This is a genomic window from Lentimicrobium sp. L6 (assembly GCF_013166655.1).
In the GTDB taxonomy this organism is placed as follows: Bacteria; Bacteroidota; Bacteroidia; order Bacteroidales; family UBA12170; genus UBA12170.
Genome location: NZ_JABKCA010000104.1, coordinates 1 through 12,225, shown reverse-complemented (window position 1 = coordinate 12,225; position 12,225 = coordinate 1). Strand labels below are relative to the sequence as shown.

The following is a 12,225-nucleotide window of genomic DNA, read 5'->3' as shown; positions in this document are numbered from 1 at the left end:
ACTCTTTAATCCGAACTCTTTATTCTGATTCTCCCCATAAAAATTAACATGAGCCCTTATTTGGGCATTACATAATGAATACCAGCATCAGGACCTAAAGGCAACCCGATTAATAACCAAGCTACCAATAATATAATCCAGATGAATAAGAAAGCCATAGAGTAGGGCAACATGGTTGCAATAATGGTTCCAATTCCAGCTTTTGGTTCATATTTCTGGAAGAAGGCAATGATTAAGGCGAAGAAGCTCATCATGGGAGAAATTACATTAGTCACACTATCACCAATTCTATAAACCACCTGCGATAATTCGGGAGAATAACCCATAATCATAAACATGGGAATAAAGATAGGTGCAAGAATAGCCCATTTGGCAGAGGCAGAGCCCATCACCATATTAATGGCCGCTGAAAGAAGTATAAATAATATCATAAGTGGTACAAGTCCAATATCTAGCGACATCAATAAACCCGCACCTTCTACTGCTACTATCATACCTAAATTACTCCACTTAAAATAAGCTACAAATTGAGCCGCAAAGAATACCAAAACCATATAGGTGGCCAAGGATCTCATACTGGCCGACATTCCATCAACCACATCTGCATCGTTTTTGAATTTTCCGGTGGCAATTCCATAAGCTAATCCAGCACCACCAGCTGATACGAATAACATTCCAACCACTCCTTTAATTAAAGGACTGCTTAAAACACCTCCATCTGCTCCTCTAAAGAATCCATCTTCAGGAATAATTCCTATTAAAGTTATGACGAGGATAGATAAAATGACAGCAGAGGCCCAGAGTAAACCTTTTTTCTCTTGTCTTGATAGTTTATCGAAGCTATCGCCAGATTGATCATGCCCTCCTTTATACGTTCCCAAACGAGGTTCTACCAATTTCTCGGTGACAAAAGTTCCTGCGAAAGCAATGATAAAAGTAGAGGCTACCATGAAATAATAATTCGCAGTTGGGTTTACTTCATAACTTGGATCTAGAATTTGAGCTGCCTCTTGCGAAAGACCTGCCAAAAGTGGATCGATGGTTCCAATAGCGATATTGGCACTAAAACCACCCGAAACTCCAGCAAAAGCTGCAGCCATCCCTGCAATGGGATGTCGACCAACCGCAATAAATACCACTCCCGCCAATGGTATGAGTAATACATATCCAACATCAGAAGCCATATTAGATAAGATACCTGCAAATACCATCACAAAGGTAAGTAAGTGTTTTGGTGAGTTGAGCACCATCAAGCGAATAATTGCATTGATCAAGCCACTATGCTCCGCAATTCCAATACCCAGCATGGCCACCAATACAATACCTAGAGGAGCGAAACCAGTGAAATTATCTACCATTTCGAGTAATATCCTATGAATTCCATCGTGAGACAATAGGTTAACGGGTTTAATGAGTTCGCCTGTTCCGGGATGTATGACCTCCCAACCCATAAAGTGCCCAATGGCGGAGAAGATTAAAGCGATAAGGGCGAAAAGAGCAAATAAGGTAGCCGGATGAGGAAGGGCATTACCTGCTTTTTCAGTATAATTCAACATCTTTTGAAAGAATCCAACTTTCGGCTTGCTTTGACTCATAGGAAATGATTAAAGTATTATACACTAAAGATTAAGAATCTGCAAACCTATGAAATTTTCCATGCTTAGAAAATTAGATAAGTGCTATTAGGTTTATTTTAACAGCTCATTCATTTTTAAATTTTTATATTTTCAATTGAATCTTTTTTTTAAGATAAAATAGGAGCGTTTTCTATAAGCACCAAAAGATGGAGCCTCTATATTAATTGTATTTTAATTCTGTTTTAAGATCTACTTCATCGACCAATAAAACAGGTTAGATAACTCAAGTTTCGCAATGGTTATAAATCATTGATACCAGGAGTTTTAATAAATATTGAATTATGATAACGTAAAGAATATCAAGAAGATAACATATCCAGGTTAGATAGGTATTGACTTTGTTACTCTTAGTGTCTTTGAGTCTTGGTGGCTAATAATCAATATCTTGCCAGTAAGTCACCAAGGCACAAGGATTCATTATGAAAAGTTCTATTTTTTTTATCGCCTGATATTGAATATGCTGCAAGATTTAATCAGCATGTGAAACTTCAGTTAAATAATGGACTGTTTGGGTTTTGATTTTTGAATATCATATTATTATGTATTTTTGTATCACATATATAACCATTATCAATACCTGAAGCAAGCCTTCAATTATTGAGCCCAATTAATGCAACCATGATCAAATTTTTATTTCGTTTTATTACGGTTCTATTACTACTTATAGGAACTGTGCCTTTTACCCCTAGTTTTGCTGCTTCCCCAGGAGATATTGTGATTACTGAGATTATGTATAACCCTCCTGAATCTGGTGTTGACAGCTTAGAATATATTGAAATCTATAATACCACCTCGAGTGATATTAACCTTGGTGGATTTTCCATAAGCGATCAAGATGATTATTATTTTCCAACTGATGCTTTTATTGCAGCACATGGTTATGTGGTTATTGCAAAAGACTCCATGGCCCTTGAAAGAAATTTTGGATATCCTGATGCCTATAATTTAAATTTTGATGGCTTGGCGAATGGCGGAGAAAGAATAACTGTGAAAGATAATAATGGAGTAATTTTGAATGAAGTGGTTTTTGATGATAATGCGCCTTGGCCTGAAGCCGATGGGGATGGTCCATCTATGGTATTATGTGATCTGTCTAGCGACCATACAGATGGTGCCAACTGGACTGCCTCAACTACTACAACCGGAATTGTGATTAATGGCAAAGACCTTTTCGGAAGTCCCGGAAGCCATGATGACGCCTGTAGCCCTCCTTGTGAAGATACAGAATCTACTATTAATCCAAGTGTTTGTGGCTCCTATACTTCGCCTAGTGGAAATCATACTTGGACCAGCACTGGTGTTTATGAAGACATCATTCCAAATGCAGATTTTTGTGATTCTCTAATTACTATAAACCTCAGTATACTCCCAAATTCTGAGTTTACAGATATTAATGAAGCTTGTGAAAGCTATATTTGGATAGATGGAAACACCTATACTGAAAGTAATAATGTGGCCACCTATATATTGGAAAATGCCATGGGTTGCGACTCCATCATCACCTTAGACTTAACGATTCTGGAAAGCTCCTATAGTACTGATGTTTATGAGGAATGTGAATCTTTTATTTGGATTGATGGAAATAATTATACAGAAAGCAATTTTACCGCAACTCATATTATTGAAAATGCTGCAGGATGCGATTCTATCATTACACTGGATTTAACAATAAACGAAAATACCTCATCATTAGACCAGGAAGAGGCCTGTGAATCTTATACTTGGATTGATGGCATCACCTATACCGAAGACAATAATACAGCTACTCATATCATTGAAAATATGGCAGGTTGCGATTCTATTATTACTCTAAACCTTAGTATTTTTGAAAATACAGAAGGAATAGATGAGATAGAATATTGTGAAACTTATACTTGGATTGATGGAATAACATACACCGAAAGCAATAACTCTGCGATTCATATGTTAGAGAATGCCGTAGGTTGCGATTCTATTGTCACTTTGAATTTAACCATTCTTGAAGAGACTGAAAGCATAGATAGTCATGAGGAATGTTTATCCTTTACTTGGATTGATGGCGCCACCTATACTGAAAATAACAATACAGCTACTCATATTGTTGAGAATACTGCAGGCTGTGATTCTATCATTACCTTGGATCTGATAATCCTTGATAATCTAGAAGGAGTTGATATTGTAGAGTCTTGTGAATCTTATACATGGAGAAATGGAATCACTTATACTTCTAACAATAATATAGCGACCTATATTGTAAATAATGCCACAGGTTGTGATTCTGTTATCACTCTTAACCTCACCATCTTAGAAAGTAGCCAAAGTGTTTTTGAGGTAGAAGCCTGTGAAACTTACACTTGGATTGATGGAAATACCTATACAGAAGATAATTTCACTGCAATTCATATTGTTGAAAATGCTGCAGCTTGTGATTCTACCATCACGCTCAGCCTGAGCATCCTCGAAAACTCTGAAAGCATTGATGTTGTTGAAGCTTGCGAAAGCTATACTTGGATTGATGGGATTACTTATTCATCGAGTAATAATACAGCGACTCATATTATTGAAAATGCAGTGGGTTGCGATTCCATCATTACCTTAAACCTAAGCATTGATGATAACATATTGCCTGTAGTTCAAACTCAAAATATTATTGTCGACCTCAATGAGAATGGTATAGTAAATATTACGGCGGAAGAAATTAATAATGGTTCTTATGATAACTGTGGAATTAGTGAAATGCAAATAGACATTGATCAGTTTTCTTGCGATGATGTGGGACCAAACACTGTTACACTCACTGTAACTGATCATCAAAACAATTCATCTTCTAATACGGCTATCGTAACTGTAATAGACCTTATTTCACCAGAAATAACTTGTCCAACAAACCAAGAATTACAAATAGGGGATGGTTGCCAAGTGGAATTACCCGATTATGGTGATTTACTCTTAAGTAGTGATAATTGTGGAATTCAATCCATCGTTCAAAATCCTGCAGCAGGAACTGTTTTTACCGACAGTGATTTAGGAAGTCATACTATTGGTTTTATTATTAATGACCTTCAAGGTAATTCTAGTAATTGTAATTTTTCTGTTTTGATTTCCAATACCGAGGAGTTTGATATTGTAGAGATCACCACTACTGAAATTGATTGTTATGGAGATGATGATGGAATGATTAGTATTATTACTTCAGGGGCCTCCTCAGGCTTGTTCTTTAGTATTGATGGAAGTGACTTTTCAAATACCTCTGGCGTTTTTAATGGCTTAATGGCTGGGACTTATAATATTTATGTTAAAAATGTAAATGGCTGTATAATACAATGGCCAACGAGTGTTACTATTGGCCAAGCCTCTGAATTAATCATAACTGAAGTGGAGTCTGTAAATATCACAGGCTGTGCCGGAAATATGAATGCCAGTATTGAAATCACGGCCAGTGGTGGAAATGCAGCTTATCAATATTCCATCAATAATGGACTCAGTTTCTCAGATAACCCTCTTTTCGAAAATTTAAATACTGGAGAATATCAAATCCTTATTCGTGATGAAAATAATTGTGAAACAGCATGGGAAGAAACGGTCATCATTACAGAACCAGAAGCCATAAGTCTAAGCGAAATAGAGTCCTTGAATGTGAGTACTTGCCATGGAGAGGCCACAGGAGAAATTCATATTTCAGCCTTTGGTGGAACAGGAATCTTAGCCTATTCTATTGATGATGGACTTACTTATCAGCTCAATGATGGTCAGTATTTTAATCTTAGTGCTGGAAGTTGTCAGATTAAAATTAAAGATGCTAACGATTGTATCTACGAGCATGAAAACCCTATCATTATAACAGAACCTGAACTATTAGTTTTGGCTAATGTTCAAGCCACCAATGTATCGCAATGTAATGGAAATAGCAATGGGAAAATTGTGGTCTCAGCCAACGGAGGAAGTGGTGAGATCATGTATTCCATTGATGGAGGAATTAATTATGAAAGCAACTCTGGAGTTTTCAATAATCTAGCAGCAGGCACCTATAATATTAGCATTATTGATGCCAATAGTTGCGTGACTGAATATACTCAAAATCCAGTCATCATCAATGAACCTTCTGTTTTGATCATGTCAGTGTCATCCAGTAATATCAACACCTGTTTTGGAGCCAATGATGGAAATATCTCCATAATGGCAAGTGGTGGAGCCGATGATTTTAGCTTCTCCATAAATGGAGGAATATCATGGAGTGACAGCGGTGAATTTGATAATCTTTTGGCTGGGGATTATGAAGTGTTTATTAAAGATGCTTTTGATTGTACGCTAGAATATGAAAACAATCCTGTTCATATAACAGAACCCTCCGCCATAGAATATGAGAGTGTAAATGTCACACACATTGAATGTTTCGGAGGAAATGAAGGTAGCATCCATATTACAGCTTTTGGTGGAACTGGAACATTGAGCTACTCAATAGATAATGGGGCTACTTATCAAATAAATAGTGATTTTGACAATCTGGAAGCCTCCTCCTATTTTTTGTTGATGAAAGATGCCAACGACTGTGTTTTTGAATATGAAAACAATCCTGTTATTATTCATCAAAACGAAGAAATTCAAATTACCGATGCTGAAGTTAATGACGTTCAATGTAATGGCGATTTAGGGAGCATTCATATTAATGCTAGTGGAGGAGCAGGAGATTTGTGGTATTCTATTGATAATGGAATCAATTTCCAATCTGCTCCAGATTTCATAGATTTAATAGCAGGATCTTATTTGGTGAAAGTAAAAGATGCCAACGATTGTGAGATTTTATTCCAAGGAAACCCAATAATAATTGAGGATGCTTATGCTTCTCCTGTTGATATAACAGTCAACCCAACAACAGGACCTTATTGTGTAAATAGTGGGGTTTATTTACAAGCCAATGCTGAAAATGCTATGTCATACCAATGGCAGCCAGGTGGATTCTCTGATCAAGTGATTTACGTTACTTCTGATAGTCCACAAACCATCACTTATGAAGTTACTATTTTAAATGCTTTTGGATGTGAATCTTTTGCTTCTGTGAATATAGAATATGATTTATGCGAACAAGTATCAGAAATAGAGCATACAAAACTAAAGGCGCAAATATTCCCAAATCCTAATAATGGTCAATTTACTTTAGATTTAGAAAACATACAAAATAATATTGAGATAGTTATTATCGATTTTGCAGGACGAATCATATTAGAGGATCTTATAACATACACATCCGAAAAACTTCAGAAAGCTTTTGATCTAGGAGATTTTGAAAATGGAGTTTACTTCCTTAGTATCAAAAATGGGGAATCTATTATTTATCGCAAAGTTGTAAAACAATAGGCACAACAATCTACGAATTGAGCTTGTTCAATGAAGTATTCTAGAAATATTATAGTTGGACGAGCTCTTTTGGTTTAAAATCCTCAAATCAAAGATTATCAGCACTCATCATACTAAAGGACTAGATAAAAACCAGGATAAACCCTAATATTTATTTATATTTCAGTCTAAAGGATGAGGGTTTTGTTGCCAGCAGCAACTATGTTTGCAGAAAACAAGATTCAAACACTCAAAAACAATTCTCATGACAAAAAAACTCCTCTATTTATTATTCCTCGCTTTTTCAATTAGTCTGGTTTCTTGTGAGAAAGAAACTGAAGTTCCAAATATTCCAGTAGGTGGCGAGCTCACCGGAGATATCTCTGAAGACATGACTTTCAAAACAGGTATATCCTATATATTTGATGGCACCATTAGAGTCAGAAATGCCAAGCTTACCTTTGAAGCAGGTTCCATTATTAGATTTACAGAAGGCAGTTCCCTAGAGTTTGCTTATTGGGATAATGAATATGCTACAATGGAAGTTTTAGGAACAGCTGCACTTCCTGTTCTATTTACATCAGCAGCCAGTAATCCATCGGGTGGAGATTGGGCAGGTCTTCATTTTTATAAAGGAGCTACCGATTGTAATATTAATTTTGGGATTATTGAATATGCAGGTTCCAAAGATACTTATGGTTCTGTTTATATTAAAGAAACCGCTATCGCATTCACCAATTCTATTATTCGTGAAGCAGCCAATGTAGGTATTAGATTAAAATCAGAAGGGGCTTTCAGTGCTTTCGACAAAAACTTTTTTACCAATATAGATAGTTATCCTATTTCTGTTTATATTAATAATGTACATACCATTACTGGGAGTAATATATATGAAACATCCACTGGTATTTGGATAGAAAACGATGAAGATTTTACCGCTCAAGGGGAATATTTCTGGACCGATCAAGGTGTTCCATTTTATCAAGAAGGAACCATTAGGTTTGGTGCCGAAGGTGAAGGAAGTATTGTTCATATTGCTCCTGGAACTGAGGTTCTGTTTATGGAAGGTGGATTATGGGATATTGCTTATTGGGAAAACCAATATGCTACTATCATTGCGGAAGGAACTGTAGAAAAACCAATCTTGTTTTCAAGTGCAAGTAATTCTCCTGCTGCGGGTGACTGGAAAGGATTCTCATTTTACGAAGGCGCCAATAACTGTTCTTTTAAGTATAGTACTTTTGAGTTTGGTGGCTCTAGGGATTATAATGGCATGATATTTATCAAAGAATCTCATGTGGCATTTAAAAACTGTGAATTTTATTATAGCAAAACAAATGCCATCAACCTTATTCATGATGCCTATTTCACTGATTTCGGCGGAAATATTTTCCTTGGTAACCTCCTCTATCCTATTTCCATATTTCCAAATTTTGTTCATACTATCATTGGAGAAAACAATATTGATACCGACCTGGGAATTCAAATTGCCAATGATGAAGAATTAGATATTGCAGGAGATTATACTTGGACCAAACAATCTGCCCCATATATAGTCGAAGGCACTATGAGAATTGGAGCCCCTGGAAATGGAATAAAATTAACTATAGAACCAGGAGTAAGAATAGAGTTTCCAATTAATGGTCAGATCGACATTGCTTATTGGCAAGATAATATTGCAAGTGTGATAGCTAATGGGAGTATTGACGATCCAATTATTTTTACTAGTAATAAACCTATGCCTAATAAAGGGGACTGGGATGGAATATATTATTATGAAGGAGCTTATAATTGTAGTATCTCCCATAGTGTTATTTCTTATGCAGGTGGTGATGAGATACCTTGGGGAGCTATTAACTTTAAGCATGCCAGCACACCTTTGAATCTAAGTAATACTCATTTTGCACATATTTCAGCTCATGGTGTCAGTGTTGATGAAGAGTCAAGCGTGGATATCAGTAATAATGTGACTTTTGAAGATTTAGATGGTGTAGGATATCATGTTAGATAGATTTATGTAAATCATTTATTAAAAAAAACAATCAGATGAAAAATATAAAATTTGCAATACTTATTCTAGTCGCTATGAGTTTACTGCTTTCCGGCTGTAAGAAAGATGAAGAAGAAGCCATTATTGAACCCGAGCCACAAGAAAAGGAGTTTATTTTAGGTGACCATACTAAAACCATGGACTTTGATGCTCGTACTGCCATTACTGATCTAGATACCAGTGATTTTAGTCTTTCCATAAGCTCATCTTCTAGCTTTCTAAACTCCTTAGCAGTGGGTGATATTATAGTGGATTCAACTTCCTCAAAGGCGCCAAATGGATATATGAGAAAAATTACTGCCATTGAAAGCGATGGAGGGACTAAAATAATTCGCACGGAACAAGCCCTGCTTTACGAAGCTATTAAACAGGCGAGTATTAGATTTAAAACAGGCGATCTGAAAATGAGTGATATCCGTAGCTTAGAGTTAGCTCCTGGTATAAAGCTAAAAGAAGCAAGTGGAGATCGGTTTAGAGCCTTTTCTTTTGATTTTGATCATCAATTTGGAACATCAGAAAATGGTGTTAATATTTCGGGGGAGAGTTATTTTGACTTAGAATTTTTCTGGGATTTCGACTGGTCTCTAACATTAGATATGCCTCCATTTGAAGTTGACTTGCTCGAAGCAGGAATAGAGTTTAACCAAGGAGGAAGCATTAATGTGGAAGGCAATGGGAATTTTGATGATAATTTAGAATTCAGATTTGCAGCCATTGAATTTACCCCTTGGACCATCATGGCTGGGCCTGTTCCTTTAGTGTTCACTCCAACAATTGAGTTTTTTATCAATGTAAAAGGAGAAATATCTGCTCACATCACCACTGGCGCTTCCGAAACTTTTGATAATCGCTTTGGCATTAAATATGAAAATGAAGGTTGGTCAACTATTGGAGAATCAGATTTCGATAAAACATTTATTGTTCCATCGGTGGAGGCAAATGCTAGCATTGAAACAAGTATTGGTCCACGAGCCTCTTTATTGCTTTATGGAGTAGCTGGTCCTACTATTGGAATCAAAGCCTATTCTAACCTAGAAGCTGAACTCTTAGCCAATCAGAATTTTAATATGGACTTTGATTTGGGAATAAAAGGAACTGCAGGAGTTGTACTTACCGTTTTTGGTTTCGATATTCTTAATGAAGAAAGGGAGATATTCGACTATCCTATCAATCTATATCATATTGAAGATGGAAGTACTGAGGAATCTATTAGTATAACATCCCCCATTCCAAATGCCCAGATTGCCATAGGAAACACGAGTATCATAGATGTCTATACCTCTGGATCTCAACCACAAAAAGTAGAGTTTTATGTGAATGAGGTCTTAATTGGTGAAGATATAGAGGAGCCCTTTAATTACGAATGGAATACTTCGGACTTAAGTGCAGATACTTATATTTTAAAGGCAAAAGCAATATATGCCGATCATGAATTAGAATCGGAACCAGTCAGTGTAAATGTGGTTTTAGCGGGTTGGGATGTCTATAATTTGAAAGATCATATTAGTGGATTGCCCGATTATATGGCCTTATCTGATATATTTTTATTGGATGATAGTCATATTTGGGTTCGAGCCGATGAGGGCGAAATATTCTTCAGTAGCAATGCTGGTGACAGTTGGAGCTGGATTAACAAAAATGAAGTGAAGTATATGTCAGATCCTGTATACTTAAGTGCTAATGATGGATATGGTTTTGGCTCTAGCTATAATTTCTTATATACCAATGATGGAGGTGCAACTTGGATGGATAATCAGCCTATTCAGAGCTTTCTGGGTGAAAGTGTGGTGATAAATCATTCGGAATCAACGCCATTGGTAATGTATGGCCGAGTGGGTGGAGAAGAAGTAATGGCTTTCTATAGTACAGATCAGTTTATGGTGGAGACTTATCTATATTTCTCCGATTATAATGTGGCTACAAGTTATCAAGATGGCTATGTTCCAAATCCTGAAATCGTTTCTAATGGAGGAACTATATTTATCCCCAATATGAAATATGATGGTAGTGAAGAAAAACACCTAGGTATTTATAAAAATGGAGGATTCAATTTAGTGGATATTGGATTGAGTAGTGAAGACCTCATTGTTGATTTATTCTTCCTTAATGATGTGGAGGGCTGGATAGTCAGCAGTCTAAATTTGTTATTTAGAACTACAGATGGCGGAAATACTTGGGAACAAATTTTTAATGGTTCCGATATGCTTGGAGGCTATGAGGTGAAATTATTTTTCACGGATGCCTATACGGGTTATTGGATAGAAACTTATTTTGGAGTTCAAAAACCGAAGTTATACAAAACCATAAACGGTGGAATAAACTGGGAACCTGTAGATGGTTTCACCAGATTAGAAGGCCTTGCTGATATTGAATTCTATGGTTCAAATCTTGGTTTTATTGTGGGAGGCTCAATAACGGATGACAATGGATATAAAATCCACCGTTACCGGGAAGGTAAATAGATTTGTAAAATACAAGTCATGTAAGAATAGGCTGTCCGAAAAGTATATTATTGCTTTTGGATAGCCTTTTTTGCTGTTTTACCCTTATCAACTAGTCCCAATAGTACAAATTTGAATCATTTTATTAGCCTCCGCAAATTTTCATAAATAGCTGTAATACTGATTTATATTCGTTTACAAACCGTTACAAACACTTAATATACGGATACAAGTGGTTATGAACCGATTATCTGGGAGGCCTCGATATAATTTTGCCTCATCAACAAAACGATAACCGGGTATTCCGGAATTAAAAACTTAAAAACAAGTATCATGAAAAATTTAAGAAATCAAGTACAATTAGTAGGTAGATTAGGTGCCAACCCTGAAATCTCTGAATTCTCTTCAGGAAGCAAAAAAGCTTTTATGAGCATAGCCACCAGCGAAACCTATAAAAATAAAAACGGTGATAAAGTAACAGACACCCAGTGGCATCAGGTGGTAGCTTGGAATGGTACAGCCAATTATGCTCATAGTTATTTGAATAAAGGTACAGAGGTGATGGTGCAAGGGAAATTGGTAAACAGAAGCTATGAAGACAAAACTGGAACCACTAGATATGTGACTGAAGTGGTGGCAGATCAAGTGATGATTATTAGTAAGAAAGAACAAAAATCAGAATAGGTTTTCCCTCCCATATATTGATTTTGAAGACCTCCTAGTGAGGTCTTTTGGGTCACATTAAAAATTATGGGGAGCAATGGTTTTTAGCCTTTTCATAGTT

General features: G+C 36.3%; 5 protein-coding genes. 4 read left to right on the top strand and 1 reads right to left on the bottom strand.

The genetic code is table 11. From position 1 onward, the window contains the following. Positions 1 to 56: 56 nt before the first annotated feature. A complete protein-coding gene (locus HNS38_RS18560) occupies positions 57 to 1,595 on the bottom strand; it encodes an AbgT family transporter (protein WP_172284902.1) in 1,539 nt (512 codons plus the stop codon). Between the two features lie 660 nt (positions 1,596 to 2,255). Here HNS38_RS18560 and HNS38_RS18555 point away from each other — a divergent pair. The 4 genes from HNS38_RS18555 (at position 2,256) to HNS38_RS18540 (ending at position 12,125) form a co-directional block, all read left to right on the top strand. Then, positions 2,256 to 6,971 (top strand): lamin tail domain-containing protein, encoded by a 4,716-nt coding sequence (locus tag HNS38_RS18555; RefSeq protein ID WP_172284530.1) that lies wholly within the window; start codon positions 2,256 to 2,258, stop codon positions 6,969 to 6,971. A gap of 244 nt (positions 6,972 to 7,215) precedes the next feature. Then, a complete protein-coding gene (locus HNS38_RS18550; RefSeq protein ID WP_172346874.1) occupies positions 7,216 to 8,961 on the top strand; it encodes a hypothetical protein in 1,746 nt (581 codons plus the stop codon). A 35-nt stretch (positions 8,962 to 8,996) separates the two neighbouring features. Continuing rightward, positions 8,997 to 11,462, top strand: coding sequence for an Ig-like domain-containing protein (locus HNS38_RS18545; protein ID WP_172346873.1), 2,466 nt, complete (start codon positions 8,997 to 8,999; stop codon positions 11,460 to 11,462). 312 nt (positions 11,463 to 11,774) lie between these two features. Then, entirely contained in the window at positions 11,775 to 12,125 is a 351-nt protein-coding gene (locus tag HNS38_RS18540; RefSeq protein ID WP_172284524.1) for a single-stranded DNA-binding protein, read from the top strand. Positions 12,126 to 12,225: the final 100 nt, after the last annotated feature.

Coding starts and splice junctions, on each gene's coding strand:
- HNS38_RS18560 (WP_172284902.1), bottom strand. CDS start 1,595: ATGAGTCAAAGCAAGCCGAAAGTTGGATTCTTTCAAAAGATGTTGAAT.
- HNS38_RS18555 (WP_172284530.1), top strand. CDS start 2,256: ATGATCAAATTTTTATTTCGTTTTATTACGGTTCTATTACTACTTATA.
- HNS38_RS18550 (WP_172346874.1), top strand. CDS start 7,216: ATGACAAAAAAACTCCTCTATTTATTATTCCTCGCTTTTTCAATTAGT.
- HNS38_RS18545 (WP_172346873.1), top strand. CDS start 8,997: ATGAAAAATATAAAATTTGCAATACTTATTCTAGTCGCTATGAGTTTA.
- HNS38_RS18540 (WP_172284524.1), top strand. CDS start 11,775: ATGAAAAATTTAAGAAATCAAGTACAATTAGTAGGTAGATTAGGTGCC.